The sequence below is a fragment of the Sphingobacterium sp. MYb382 genome (assembly GCF_037572665.1).
Lineage (GTDB): Bacteria > Bacteroidota > Bacteroidia > Sphingobacteriales > Sphingobacteriaceae > Sphingobacterium.
Genome location: NZ_JBBGZT010000029.1, coordinates 452,624 through 466,698, shown reverse-complemented (window position 1 = coordinate 466,698; position 14,075 = coordinate 452,624). Strand labels below are relative to the sequence as shown.

Annotated in this window: 12 protein-coding genes; 5 read left to right on the top strand and 7 right to left on the bottom strand. The window is 41.6% G+C overall.

Translation table 11 applies throughout. The annotated features are described in order from the left end of the window. Positions 1 to 52 precede the first annotated feature (52 nt). Positions 53 to 940, bottom strand: a complete 888-nt coding sequence (locus WH223_RS19725) for a DMT family transporter (RefSeq protein WP_340049592.1) — start codon at positions 938 to 940, stop codon at positions 53 to 55. Positions 941 to 1,137: 197 nt separating this feature from the next. On the opposite strand from WH223_RS19725, the gene WH223_RS19720 reads away from it, so the two are divergent. Beyond that, positions 1,138 to 1,707 (top strand): TetR/AcrR family transcriptional regulator, encoded by a 570-nt coding sequence (locus WH223_RS19720; protein WP_340049591.1) that lies wholly within the window; start codon positions 1,138 to 1,140, stop codon positions 1,705 to 1,707. Between the two features lie 86 nt (positions 1,708 to 1,793). Here WH223_RS19720 and WH223_RS19715 read toward each other — a convergent pair whose 3' ends face one another. Further along, positions 1,794 to 2,462 (bottom strand): DUF1349 domain-containing protein, encoded by a 669-nt coding sequence (locus tag WH223_RS19715; RefSeq protein WP_340049590.1) that lies wholly within the window; start codon positions 2,460 to 2,462, stop codon positions 1,794 to 1,796. Positions 2,463 to 2,532: 70 nt separating this feature from the next. Between WH223_RS19715 and WH223_RS19710 the strand changes: the two genes are divergently transcribed. The 3 genes from WH223_RS19710 to WH223_RS19700 all read left to right on the top strand — a co-directional run bounded on the left by WH223_RS19710 (position 2,533) and on the right by WH223_RS19700 (position 5,327). Then, the gene (locus WH223_RS19710) at positions 2,533 to 3,306 is read left to right on the top strand and encodes a helix-turn-helix domain-containing protein (RefSeq protein ID WP_340049589.1); all 774 of its coding nucleotides are present in this window, start codon (positions 2,533 to 2,535) and stop codon (positions 3,304 to 3,306) included. 114 nt (positions 3,307 to 3,420) lie between these two features. Beyond that, positions 3,421 to 4,587, top strand: a complete 1,167-nt coding sequence (locus WH223_RS19705) for an MFS transporter (protein ID WP_340049588.1) — start codon at positions 3,421 to 3,423, stop codon at positions 4,585 to 4,587. A gap of 11 nt (positions 4,588 to 4,598) precedes the next feature. Continuing rightward, positions 4,599 to 5,327, top strand: coding sequence for a metallophosphoesterase family protein (locus WH223_RS19700; RefSeq protein WP_340049587.1), 729 nt, complete (start codon positions 4,599 to 4,601; stop codon positions 5,325 to 5,327). A 29-nt stretch (positions 5,328 to 5,356) separates the two neighbouring features. Here WH223_RS19700 and WH223_RS19695 read toward each other — a convergent pair whose 3' ends face one another. The 5 genes from WH223_RS19695 to WH223_RS19675 all read right to left on the bottom strand — a co-directional run bounded on the left by WH223_RS19695 (position 5,357) and on the right by WH223_RS19675 (position 12,650). Further along, a complete protein-coding gene (locus WH223_RS19695) occupies positions 5,357 to 5,938 on the bottom strand; it encodes an LOG family protein (protein ID WP_340049586.1) in 582 nt (193 codons plus the stop codon). 139 nt (positions 5,939 to 6,077) lie between these two features. Continuing rightward, on the bottom strand, positions 6,078 to 7,433 hold the full coding sequence (locus WH223_RS19690; protein WP_340049585.1) for a sensor histidine kinase: 1,356 nt from the start codon (positions 7,431 to 7,433) through the stop codon (positions 6,078 to 6,080). A gap of 4 nt (positions 7,434 to 7,437) precedes the next feature. Further along, positions 7,438 to 8,112: a response regulator transcription factor gene (locus WH223_RS19685; RefSeq protein WP_340049584.1), complete on the bottom strand. Its 675-nt coding sequence runs from the start codon at positions 8,110 to 8,112 to the stop codon at positions 7,438 to 7,440. Positions 8,113 to 8,184: 72 nt separating this feature from the next. Next, entirely contained in the window at positions 8,185 to 9,612 is a 1,428-nt protein-coding gene (locus tag WH223_RS19680) for a RagB/SusD family nutrient uptake outer membrane protein (protein ID WP_340049583.1), read from the bottom strand. Between the two features lie 20 nt (positions 9,613 to 9,632). After that, positions 9,633 to 12,650, bottom strand: coding sequence for a SusC/RagA family TonB-linked outer membrane protein (locus WH223_RS19675; RefSeq protein WP_340049581.1), 3,018 nt, complete (start codon positions 12,648 to 12,650; stop codon positions 9,633 to 9,635). A gap of 311 nt (positions 12,651 to 12,961) precedes the next feature. Here WH223_RS19675 and WH223_RS19670 point away from each other — a divergent pair, with 311 nt between their 5' ends. Further along, positions 12,962 to 14,014, top strand: coding sequence for a threonine aldolase family protein (locus WH223_RS19670; RefSeq protein WP_340049579.1), 1,053 nt, complete (start codon positions 12,962 to 12,964; stop codon positions 14,012 to 14,014). Positions 14,015 to 14,075 lie beyond the last annotated feature (61 nt).

The following is a 14,075-nucleotide window of genomic DNA, read 5'->3' as shown; positions in this document are numbered from 1 at the left end:
ACTAATCCTGTATGTAGGTGTAGTCAAGGATGATGCCTATTTTTTGTTAGGCTTATTTTTTAAGGAGCCATACCCCAAAGAGGATAAGTGCCGTAGCAAGAAGGTCAGATAGGCTAATAGGTTCTTGTGCTAGTAGTGCACCAATAAGCAAAGCGACAACAGGAGGGATATATGCTACAGAAGATGCTTTAATTGCTCCAAAGGTGTCGATGAGGTAATAATATATTAAATAAGCTAAGCCCGTTCCTAAAAGACTCAGTCCAATAAATAAGCCTAGTGCTGCCTCCGTATGTGGCAGTATAGCCATGATTCCCTTAAAATCAGTGATACAGCCTAAGATAAGTGCTGCTCCCAAAAGTTGGTAACTAACCAAAGCCTCTCCAGCAATCTTTAAAGGGCTGATATATTTCTTTGTATAGATGAAAGAGGCGCCGAAGCTTAACGAGCCCGCGAGCATATAGGCAATTCCGAGCCAAGTCGTGGTCGTTACTGCGGCGTCAAAAGGTTTGGCCAGGAGGATAATGCCTAGCGCACCTAAAATCAGTCCGAATACCTTATTTAAAGTGCATTTTTCTTCTTTTAAGAAGATTAAGCCTAGTATAAACGTAAATAAGGGAGCAGAGCCACTTAATGCGCCAGCTACCCCAGAGTAGAGGAGGGAAGCCCCCTTCACAAAGCAGAAATAGTAAATCACCGTGGCTAAAAGCGACATGACTAAAAAGTGATGTGTATAGCGCAGGTGTGCTTTTTTGATTGACTTGGTACTCCAAGCATAAATCAAAATGGGGATAAGCGCCAAAACTACTCTTAAAAACACAATCTGCGTAGCACTGATGTATTTCGCTGCATATTTCATGTATAGAAAGTTGCTACCCCAGATGATACCAAGTGAACAAAAAACAAGGAGAGGTAGTTGTTTTCTTAACTGTTGAAAAGCCATGTGCTATTTAGATTGATAAGGTGAAAACCAAAAGTATAGTTAAAATATTAAATAGACAAGTCTGTCTGTTTTTATTTTTAAAAATAATTTTTTTCATCGCAAATGAGTTTTTTATAAATAATATAGAGAACGATAAGTCTGTTTTGGTTTTTTGTTTTTAGCTTCGTAGTTGATCATTTATTTCAAAGCATACTTATATGTCCAAGCCATCTGCTGTCAAGACACGTATTCTGCAAGTAGCCTCTCGTTTATTTTATAAACAGGGCTATGCCTTGACTGGCGTAAACCAGTTAATTGAAGAAGCCGCTATTGCTAAAGCCTCCTTCTATAAATATTTTCCGGCGAAGTCTGATTTGCTATATGCCTATGTCCTCGAAAAAGATAAGGCTTGGTTTGCGGCTTTGGAAGAAAAGCTGTCGCTCCAGAAAACAGCCAAGGATAAAATATTAGGGATTTTTGATTTTAGGCTAGAACGCCAAGATGAGCAGGATTACGGCGGATGTGCTTTTGTGAAGCTAAGTGCAGAAATTTCTGCGGATGATCAGGCGGTGTCTGAATTAATTCGTCAGCATAAAGTGAGGTTACAGAACCGCATCGTTGACCTGCTTGGGCAGCATGAGGTTGCTACAGGGGTATCTGTGCATAAAGAAGTGCTAGGACAGACTATTTACTTTTTAATGGAAGGAGCGACGGTAGATGTGCGGATTAAGAAAAAAAGAGATAGCCTCGTGCAGGCAAAGAAAATAGTAGGTACTTTGTTGTATTAATTTCAACCTGTGCCTATTAAATAGTAAAAAAGGGCTCATTCGGCCAAGTCCGAAGAACCCTTTAAAGAAACGTGTAGGTTTATTGCTTATTCGGCATTTTCTTTAAGCCATTTCAAACGTCTTTGATCTGGCAAATGTTTTACGGTAAACTTTTCAAATTGTGCAGTGAAGCCTTTTCCATCAGGGCTTGCCGCCATTAGACCAACCATTACAGGGCTATTATCCTGTAAGTATGCATTGCGCATAAGCTGGTAATCTTTATCATCAAATGAGTAGTATAACTCTACTGCATCGAGTCTTCTAACGGCTTTAATCCATATGTAAGGAATAGGTTTATCCAGACTTATCATACTCCAGTCGCTAGTTTTATGTGTCACGACCGTACTGACATTATATTTGCCATCGACAAATTCAATTCCTGTTTTTATGTAGTTTTCTTTATCGATGCGAAGCATCAAACCCGCTTGGTCAAAACGTGCTTTGTAATCGCCGCTAATTTTTACTTTAACCTCAAATTCACCACCGTAAACACCATAGTAAAAAGGAGCATCATCCACTGTGAAACCGTAGTGCGAGATTCGCCAATAGTCACTTTGCGGCGTAACGAAGAATTGAAGAGCATTGTTTGTAACCTCCCATTTTTCTGGTTCATTAAACCATTGTAGCTTGTCCAGCTTTTGAGCAAACGTAATTTGGGTACACAGAAAAAGAAGTAAGCTTAAAAGTAGTTTATGCATCGTCTTAAATATTTTCATTTTGAATTCTTAGCTTCGCAAAGCTATCATACTAGCGTATTGCTGTCAATACTGATTAATAGCCATTTTTATGAAAGGAAGCATCCAAAAGGACTTGAACGAACAACTGCTACAGCAGGATTTTGCTGAAAAAGAGAAAGCAACAATGTCGCTACAGCGTGGTCAGCAATTAGCTCAGCTTTATGCAGAGACGGAAAATGCATTGATTGTTTTGAGCGACCTTACCGCAGATTGTAGCTATATCTATTATGGAGGTATGGCTGATACCTTAGGTCTAAAGGCTGAAAATGACCAGACAGAGATTCCGTCCATTTGGGAAAAAGAAGTGCTAGACCGTGTCCATCCCGATGATTTGCTTGAAAAGTATAAAATGGAACTCTACTTTTTTCATTTTTTGAAAACCGTTCCCCTTGATAAGCGTAAAGACTACCATGTGACAAGTCGTGTGCGGATGTGCAACGTTAAAGGTGAGTATTTTGCCGTTTGGCATCGCATTTTTTACCTCGATAGTATGCCCAATGGAAGTGTAGGGTTAGTATTATGCATGTATAGTCTATCTTTCCCTCCGGGGATGCAGGAGCTGTATGAAGGGCAGGTGGTGCATACCAAAACAGGAGCCGTCATCAAAACACATGGGCAGCAGGAGCATACTATTTTGTCGCATCGAGAGCATGAAATTCTAAGTTTGATTAAAAATGGAAAGCAGAGTCGTGAAATTGCTGAAGACCTATCCATAAGCTTGCATACCGTCAATAGGCACCGACAAAATATCCTAGAGAAACTACAAGTTAGCAATTCTATAGAAGCTTGCTACAAAGCGGTATATCTTGGTTGGCTGAGCTAGTGACCTTTTGTTTTAGCAGATTAAAAGAATAATAATTACCAATTTATTAACAAAATATACCATTGTCAACTAAGCAATAGCCCGTAAGTTTGCAGCGCATTATAGGAATTATTTATGTTGACGGAGGATAAAAATAAATTTGCCATTCCCGTGATGGCTTTTTCGGCGGGTACTATTGTTGCCAATGTGTATTATAGTCAGCCGATTCTTAAAGAAATTGCCGAAACCTTAGGGAAGTCAGAGTCGGCAGTAGGGAAGATGGCTATGCTAGCACAAGTAGGCTACGGCATAGGCATGTTTTTCTTGCTCCCTTTGGGAGATCGCGTAAATCGTAAAAAGCTAATCATAGGTATTTGCTTCGCTTTGCTGGCCTGTTTGCTGATGCTGGCGAATACGACCAATCTAACCGGACTTTTGCTGCTTAGTTTCTTTGTAGGCGCTTGCGCTAGTCCGGCACAAATTATCCTCCCTATGGCTGCTGTTTTAAATAAAGAGAAACGTGGGCGTAATGTAGGTATTGTGTTTAGTGGGATTCTATGTGGAATATTAGGCTCTCGCTTACTCAGCGGATGGGTGACCGACCTGTGGGGCTGGCAGGCTGTTTTTATGGTGTCTGCATTATTGATTTTAGTAAGTATTTTGCTTCTTTGGGTATTCTTGCCAGAAGTATCGGTGAAATTTAAAGGTAGCTACTTAAGTTTGTTGAAATCAACGCTGGCTTTAATCAAACGCTATAAAACATTGCGACAAGCGGCCCTGCTGGGGGCTTTCACCTTTGGTATTTTCTGCTCTTTCTGGACAACGTTGACCTTTCACCTAAGTGGTGCTCCTTTTCATTATGATGCCTCAACGATTGGCCTATTCGGTATTATTGCCATTGGTGGTGCTTTAGTAGCCCCTTACTTTGGGAAGCTGGCCGATAAAGGGCAGGTATTTAAAAACCTTTTTATTACCATTGGTTTGGTTATCGTGAGTATACTGGCGATGCTCATCTTTCCGCATTCGATTTGGGTATTGATAGGGGCCGTCTTCTTTCTTGATATTGGTGTGCAGGCCACGCAGATTACGAATTTAACACGTATATATGCCCTAGATGAGGAAGCTCATAGCCGTCTAAACACGGTTTATATGACAACTTACTTCATGGGAGCAGGGATAGGCACATTTTTTGGACTACTAAGTTGGTCATTGGGCGGTTGGCATTTTGCACTCTTGCAAATGTTGCTGTGGAGTGTGATCGCTTTAACCATTGTATTTCTTTCAAAAAAAGGTAAATTATAAAATTAAACAGTATGCTACAGATTGCTATAATCAGTGATATTCATGCCAACAGTAGGGCTTTAGAAGCAGTGCTCCACGATATTGATCAGCGCCATATTGCAGCCGTCTATTGTTTGGGCGATCTGGTAGATTTTGCCCCTTGGGGAAATGAAGTTATTGAGCGCATTCGTAAACGCGGAATACCAACCTTGCTAGGTAATCATGATGAGCGCATCGCTTTTGATGAACCTGTGGTGGCTTTACCGCATCATGATGCCCATGAATCTGCCAATCGTGTTTTAGCCATTCAATACAGTAAAGAACATATCACCGCCGATAATAAAAAGTGGATGGCAAGTTTGCCGTATACCATGACCTTGCGTTTTAAAGTAGGCGAGCAGTTCAAATCTATTCTTTTGGTGCATGCGAATTTAGACAGCAACGATCAGTATGTTTATGAAGGAGACGATAAGCAGGAGATGGCTGCCCGACTTAAGGCGCGTGGTATTGATGCGGTCTTCATGGGGCATACCCACCTTTCGTATGTGCAGGAGCTTGATGAGGTGCTGTTTGTGAATGCTGGTTCCGTAGGACGTAGTCGCGAAGAAGACCGAAAGGCCTGCTATACGATTGTAACATTGACGGAAACAGAAATTAAGGTAGCTATTGTAAAGGTAGATTACGCTATTGACGAGGTCGCACAGGCTATCTATAGCAGTGAAATCCCCGATTTCTACGGAGATTTCTTACTGCAACGATAAATATAGTTAGCGGATGAATATTGCTCGCGTTAAACGGAAGCCTTATCAATCCATTTAATTGCAGTAGGAGCTATGTAGTTTTCCATTTTATGAAGCAGTTCATCAATGGTGTCGGCGACTAAAAGCATGTCTTTGTTGATTGCTTTTAAGAATCCTTTGTCGACCATAACTTGCAATAAACCTAATAATTGTTCGTAAAAGCCATTGACGTTTAAGATGCCTATAGGTTTCTGGTGCAAGCCCAGCTGTGCCCAAGTGAGCATTTCAAATAGTTCCTCTAGCGTCCCAAATCCACCCGGCAGGGTGATAATACCGTCACAAAGCTCATTCATCTTTGCTTTACGTTCATGCATGGTGTCTACCAGAATTAACGATGTCAATTGCTCATGTGCCAATTCTTTGTTTTGTAAGAAAGTAGGCAACACACCGATAGCTTCTCCGCCATTTTCTAGCGCGCCGTTGGCTACAACGCCCATAAGTCCTACTTTGGCCCCTCCATAGACTAAGGCTATGTTTTTAGCAGCCAGTGTTTTGCCTAGTTGATAAGCTTCTTGTTCAAATAGCGTGTCTGTTCCGAAGCTGGAACCACAGAAAACAGTAATTCTTTGCATAATATGTGGGTATATAGCCGTAAAAATAGCTAATAAATTGAGCTTGAAAAATAAAAAAACCTGCAAACAAAGTTTGCAGGCTGAGGATAATTTGGGGTGAGGATGCACCCCTATGGAAAGTCTTCGGTATCGCCAACCATTAAGTCCGTGGGAAAAAGAGCGTGACCTGTGTTCCTTTTTCCAACTCCGACTTGATGCTTATTCGTCCATTATGTAATTTGACAATGTTGCTTGCTAAGGATAAACCTATACCATATCCTTTATAGCGCATAGCATTGCTAGAGCGGAAAAATGGCTGGAATACTTTTTCTAAATCTTCCTCGGCGATACCAATACCTTGGTCTTCAATCGTAAATTCAATACCGTTATTTTTGTCGGCTATTGTGCAATAAATGGGCTTACCCTTTGAAAATTTCAATGCATTTTTTAGTACGTTGCTGATGGCGATAAACAGTAAACGCCTATTGCCAAGTAGTATCCTTTTATTGATATCATCGGGCATAACGTAACGTACCTGTATCACTTCTTTATCCGTCTTTTCGGGAAGCTCATCAACAATTTCCCACATCAACTCATCAACAATTACCTGTTGAAAATCTTTGTTGTTCAGACTCGTCTGCATAAGCTCCATCAGGCTATTGATGATCAAATTGAGCTTCTTGGTGCTGAATACAATCTCTTCGAGTACCAGTTTGTATTCTTCAGGCTCTCGATCTCGCATGAGGGTGATTTCCGCCTCTCCTAATATCGCTGTTATCGGTGTGCGCAGTTCATGTGAAGCATTGGCGACGAAGGCCTGCTGGTTGTCAAATGACTGCTCTAAGTTTTCAAGTACCTGATTGATGGTGAGCGAAAGCTTGTCAATTTCATCCGTCTTCGACGCATCTATGGGGAGTCGCATATGGAGGTTGGAAGAACGGATAAGCTTGAGGTTGTTCGTTATTTTTACCAAGGGCTGCAGAGAGATGTGAGCAAAGATTCTACCAATAAAAAATGTAGCGAAGATGGATAGAATAAACAATACACCCATAATCATGCGTAGCTGGTTCATGTCCGAAAAACCACGTTCATCGATAGCAGACACAACAATCAGGAAGTTTCCCGAGTTATCCTCAAAGTAAAGGCCTGATACTTGGTATTCACCCGCTGTGAAGTGTGTACTTCTTTTTTTAAGAATCTGATTTAGGATTTGTTTATCCCAGTTCATAGAATCTTTAGCCAAGAAAGTAGGTTTTAAATCTTCGTCATAAATGCTGATAGACTCATTCGATAAGGACTGTGGAAACTTCTTTGTGACCTGCTTGAAGCTATGGGTAGAGAGGTTGTCTTCGGCAAAGTAAAACTGCCCGGCTATAAGGGCACGCTCGTCGAGTTTCGTGAAAAAGGACGACGAACGATTGTGCTCTACTAAGAAATAAATTCCCAAGAAAAGGATAAGAATAATCGCCGCAAACATAAAGCTGAACTTTAAGGATAGCGCATTTTTAAACTTCATAAATCTACAGTTCTTTAATTACATAGCCCATGCCGATGACGGTGTGTATAAGTGGTTTTTCAAACCCTTTGTCGACTTTCGAACGAAGGTAGTTTATGTAGACATCAATTAAATTGGTACCCCGGTTGAAGGAAATTCCCCACACAGATTCCGCAATATAAACGCGCGATAATACGCGGTTTTTATTAGCCATTAATACCTCTAACAATGTGAATTCTTTGGCCGATAGTAAGATTGTCTTCTTGTTTCTGCTGACCGTCTTTTTGTAACAGTCCATTTCTAGGTCGCCCACTTTGTAGATCGTACCTGGCAAGACCATATCCTTTCTACGGTTTAACGCTTTAATGCGCGCCAACAATTCTTCAAAATGAAAAGGCTTCGTGAGGTAATCGTCGGCCCCATTTTCTAAGCCTTGAACTTTATCATTTACTGTATCTAAAGCCGAAAGCATCAGAATAGGTACTTCTTTCTTTACTTTACGTATTAATTTACAAACTTCCATACCATTAATGTAGGGTAAAACGACATCAAGAATAATGAGGTCATACTCATTTTCCAAAGCCATTTTGCTGCCCATACTACCGTCATAAGCCAGCGAGACGTGGTGCAGTTGTTCCTCGAGACCCTTTTTTATAAAGCCAGAAACCTTCAGTTCGTCTTCGATTAATAGTATATTCATGGTCAAATATAAATTGCTTCTTATGTATTTCCATGTAGATTAGAATATTCTAATCTACATAGACACATGTTGTTACCAGCCTGGGTTGTTTGGACGTATATTCGGGTTCGCTAAAACCTCACCTTGTGGGATAGGGATTAAATAAGCCTTATCGTTCGTAGATAAAAACATATAACGCGGTTCCACATCAAGGTTGCTGCGGTTGATAGCTTTGCCCCAGCGCTTCAAATCAAAGTAACGGTGGCCTTCAAAAGCGAGCTCTTTATAGCGCTCGGTCTCAATAGCTGCTTTAACTTCCTCCTCATTGTCAAACGTTTCGTTGTTATAGTTTTCAATGCGTGCCCTTCTTAGCGTGTTGATATCATTTTCTGCGGAGTTTTGATCGTTTTTTTGCAAAGCGGCTTCGGCACGGATAAGGTACATTTCCGACGTGCGGAACACCTTCACATCGGTACGATTAGGGGCGCTATCACTTCCTTGATATTTGATGATGCGCTCTGTTAACTCGCCTTCATCGGCCAAATTTGGGTCCTCCTCAAAATAACTATTAAAACGTACATCATCAGCCTCGTCGTATAGCGACATCAGCTGCAATGAAGGAGCAAACAATATTCTTTCTGCACCGATATTGTAGAATAAATCACCCGGACGAATTTCGCTTACATTGGTTCTTTTTAGCTTGAATATTAATTCTGTATTAGACTCATCTTTCCATATTTTTTCAAAAGTTTGTCCACTGGCTAAAGGTATTTTTTGAATTACCGCTGTCGCGTAATGCTCAGCTTCTGGATAATTTAGTGTGTAAAGTGCTGCGCGCGCATGTAGGGCATAGGTCGCTAAAAGGCCCATTCTGCTGTTGGCTAATGCATCCTTTCCAGCTAATAAGGTTTCAGCTTCTTTCATATCATGCCAAAAGTCGCTAAAGAAGCTTTCCGTATTAGGACGACTAGGCTGGCTGTTTGTATTCGATTTTTTGACATAAGGAACTGCTAAAGCTTGACCATTGTAGGTTCCGCTGGCAGCATAGATTCTATAGAGGTCGAAATGCTGGTATGCGCGAATAGCTAGAAGCTCCCCCTGGAGTAGGTCAAGTTTTTCTTTATCGGCCTCCTTGTTTGATGGAACGTGGCTAATGCCGGCCAACAAGCGGTTAACCCGGTCGATTACCTGATAACCATTTTTCCAAGGTTCTACAATTTCATTATCTTCAGAAGAGTAGTTCCAACGAAATAGGTTTTGGCCTGCGGCCGATACACCAGCGTTGTTTAAACCCAATCGGCATTCGTCGGACATGACCGAAGCAATGCGTAGGCTATATTCAAGATTCCAATTCGCATAAACGCCCAATACGGCACGCTCTAGGCTTTCCACAGATTTGAATATATCTTTTTCATCGATCTGGTCCGTAGGGTTGAGGTTCAGTATTTTGGAGCATGAGGCTTGCGTAATGAACAGGACGATAAGCCCTAATATTACTTTTGTATATTGATTTAATTTCATGTTGTAATCGTTGTTATATGCTAGAAAGAAAGATTGAAACCTGCGGTGAATATGCGTGGTAAAGGATACTCATACTGATACCAGTTATTGTCATCTTCTGGGTCGAAAGCTTTAAATTTCGTCCATGTATGGATGTTTTGTCCTTGAACGAATACGTTGAAATTTTTAATCTTTCCACTGCTCGTCGCATCTTTAATGGTATAGGCTAGGCGTAGATTCCTCAACTTTATATAATCTGCATTTTGTAATTCTCGGTCGGTCATGTAGCGTGGGTAGGCAGCTCCCGGATGATCGGTAATATCGCCTGGTTTTTGCCACATATTAAGCATATCTACCGATTGGTTATAGAAACGATAGTTCTCATCTGCGGAAGTACGGAATAACTCTGCCGTATTCAAGCGGTACATGCCTTTGATGAACGTAAATAATGTAGATAACTCAAACTTGCGGTAGCTGAACATCAAGTTTAGTCCTCCTTTTAATGGTGGATCAAAAGAACCTTTCACTTCCACAGCATCGTCAGGATTGAATTCATATGTTTTCTCCCCTTCAGCATCCAAGTATATTGGTGCGCCTGTTTGCGCGTCAACACCTGCCCAACGTACCATGTAGAACTGTCCGATAGGTTTGCCAACCTTGTTGATACTGTAGTCTTCTGTGACAAGGTCATCTTCACCCCCGAGGTTTAAGATTCTGTTTTGGTTGTAACCTAAGTTCAAAGATGCGCTAAAAGTAAAGTCACGATTTTTTACGATATCACCCGCCAAGAATAACTCCACCCCGCGATTACGAACCTTACCGCCATTGATGGCCATGCTTTCAAATCCAGAAGTGTAGGAAAGACGTTTCTCCATGAATAGATTAGCGGTGATGCGGTTGTATACATCTATCTCTGTACGCAAGCGCCCATTGAATAAAGAGAATTCTAAACCTACATCAGCAATATCATTAAGCTCCCAATTGTAGGTTGGGTTACCTGGGTACATCGGTATTAAGGCTGCCGATCCGCCGTAGTGGCCACGACCATATAAACTGCGGTAACCGAAGTCGCTTGCAAAACCAGCAGCATTACCTGTGCGGCCATAACTTCCACGTAGACGTAGGTTGCTGATGCCATCTACATTTTTCATGAAGTCTTCATTATAAATATTCCATGCGCCGCCTAAGGCATAAAATAGCTGGTAGCGGTTGTCTTTCGCCACCTGCGAGGTGCCGTCTTGGCGTATGCTCGCGGTGAAGGTATAGCGGTTAGCATAGGAATATCTAAATATTCCAATTTGTGAGATTAATCTGTTTTGTGAACGACCACCGTTAATCAATGGGATGAAATCATTGTCTGCCGTTCCTGGCGTAATACCAGCAGGTGTATTTTCTAATCCTGGAATTAAGCCATATGCTGTATAGCCCGAACTGTTGAAATGGCGTTGGTTGATCTCAGCGAGCAAGTTGGCCTCAAAATCATGTAAACCAATTTTTTTGTTATACATGAACCCACCTGTTGCGATTAATCCTAAACGGTTGATGTACGCATTTTCGTAGCTTCCCATACCGCCTGGATCCACAAGGCTTCCAAGGTAGGAGTCTGGGCGAATGTAACAGGTATTGTTCGCTTGCTGAAAGTCTAAGCCTAAGGTGCTGGTGAAACTTAAATCCGACGTGATTTGGTAGGACAGGTTAGTCGATAGCAAGGTTTTAATTTTGTTTTCATTACGTTTGATATCCTCATACATAGATAGGGCATTGGCGCCAAATTTATTGGTACCAGTCGCTAAACTACCATCATCATGGTATAAGCGTTCGTAAGGTAATGCGAAATATAGTGCCGCCACTGGGTTTGTTTCCGATACATCGAAATCGCCTTCCGTTACTTTCGCACGCGTATACCCCAAGCCCATGTTAAGACCTAGTTTAAAGCGACCATTTACGTGTTGTATGTTGGAGCGTAAGTTGTAGCGGTCGATACCTGAATTGTGCAACACGCCGTCTTGATTTAAGTAGCCTGCCGACATAAAGTAGCTTGTTTTTTCAGATCCTCCTGAAGCACTTAAATTGTGCGCTTGTGTAAAGCCGTTGCGTAGTATTCTGTCGTTTAAATTGCTCGACTGGTAGCGTAACCCTTGTAAGTAGTTGTCGCCATAAGTGTAATCTTCCTCCGTCTTCAAAGAGCCGTCAGCATTTCTATCGTTCTTTCTGGAATACTGCCAGCCCGGTAGGGAGGAGTCTTCGAGCATTTCTTCAAACTGTAGCCGTTGGTCTGTATTCATCATGTTCCAACGGGAAAGATTGACCTTAGAGAAACCAAATTGGTTTTGATAATTGAATAATAGCTTGCTGCTAGCCGCTCCCTTTTTTGTTATTACGACAATAACACCATTTGCTGCTCTAGAACCATACTGTGCCGTCGATGCGGCGTCTTTAAGGACGGTGTACGATTCAAAGTCTTCTGGGTTTAGCTGAGAGATAGACGCGGCGTCAACAGGTACGCCATCAACAATATATAGCGGATTGGTCTCTCCGCCTTGCAGCGAAGCAATACCGCGGATGGTAACACGTCCAGGTGTGCCGGGTAGTCCTGATGGGGAAGCTACATACAAACCTGCCACTTGCCCTTGTAAAGCCTGATCTAGGGAGGCTACGGGCATGGAGCTGATTTTGGAGCCCTCAATTTTAGTGACAGCTCCGGTAAGTTGTGATTTGTTTTGACGGGTATATCCAGTGATGACAACATCATCAATTTGCTCCGAACTGCTATGCAATAGCATATCTACATGCTTTGCCGTTGGATTTAGACTTATGCTTGCTGTTTGGTAACCTAGAAAGGCAAATTTTAATTCCGATTGGTTGGGGTTCAGTTGAATTTTGTAGTTTCCATTGCCATCGGTAGTGGTGCTGCTTTGTGCATCAGTAGAGGTGATGGTAACACCAATTAATGCTTCCATGGTTTGTGCATCTTTAACGGTTCCCGTTACGAGTCTGCTTTGTGCAAAAATGAACAAGCAGCTGTTGACGAATAACATCGTTAGTAGTATTTTCTTCATACAGTTGAGTTGAATAAATAATTAATTTTAGTAATGCTCAAAGGTATTTTTACGGAATTAGAAGGTGCTAAGCCCTATATAAGAAGGGCCTTAGAAGGAGGTTAGAATGTTTTAATGTTGGGGCAATTGTTTACTTTTTTTATCTTTTTCAAAGAATATTCCTTTGTAGAAGGATTAATAAATCCAATTTCAATCTGCAGATCTCCCTTTGTTTTCCCCGAAAATAAGCGATGCTTTTCCTACATTTGTTGTGCATTTTTAGGACATTACTTTTTGAGTAGGCTGCTCTAAAAAATGTTAGATTAGGATTTTTGAAAAAAGAAGAAGTACGCATGTATAGTTTTAAAAATGATTATGCTGAAGGAGCACATCCTGCTATTTTAGACGCTTTGGTAGCTAGTAATCTTGTGCAGCAAGCCGGTTATGGAGAGGATGTTTATGGTGAGGAAGCGAAGGCTTTGCTGAAAGCTAAGATGCAAAATCCTGAAGCTGATATTTATTTTGTAAGTGGTGGTACACAAGCAAACTTACTGGTTATATCTACCTTGTTACGCCCGCATGAGGCCGTCATTAGTGCCAATACGGGACATATTTATACGAATGAGGCTGGCGCAATAGAGGCCGCAGGCCACAAGGTTATTGCTGTTGCTAGTGATGATGGCAAATTGACAGCAGCAAGTGTTGCTGCAACGGTGGCTGCTTATGGTATGCGTCCACATGTAGTGAAACCTAAATTGGTTTACATCTCTAATTCTACAGAGATCGGAAGCTTGTATACACGAGCTGAATTAACGGAGCTATGGAACTACTGTACGGAAGCTGGTCTGTACCTTTTTGTCGATGGTGCTCGTTTAGGCCATGCCTTGACGGCAATAGATAACGACCTTACTTTGGCAGATATGGCCAAGCTAAGTCATGTTTTTTATATCGGTGGTACCAAAAATGGGGCTTTGCTTGGGGAGGCTATCGTTTTTAACAAGCCAGAATTGGCTCCCGATTTCGCCTATGTGGTGAAGCAAAGAGGGGCCTTGTTGGCTAAGGGACGTATCCTTGGCGTTCAGTTTTTGACTCTATTTACGGACGATTTGTATCTTGAACTAGCTCAGCAGGCAAATATTTTGGCCGCGAAAATGGCTGCTGCTTTTGAAGCTAAAGGCTATGATTTTTTAACCAAGCCACAGACAAATCAAATTTTTCCGATTCTTCCGCATGCGCTGATTGAACACTTGGGTACACATTACGCTTTCTTTGTTTGGAAAGCTATCGATAGTGAAAAATCGGCTATCCGTTTGATCACTTCGTGGGCGACAGAACCAGAGCAGGTAGATTCATTTATAGAGGCCGTTGAAGGTTGGTCTAGCTAGGATAGCAGCTTTTTGACGATAAAGTCCCTATTAAATTTATGTCAATAGTGCCGTCTAATCA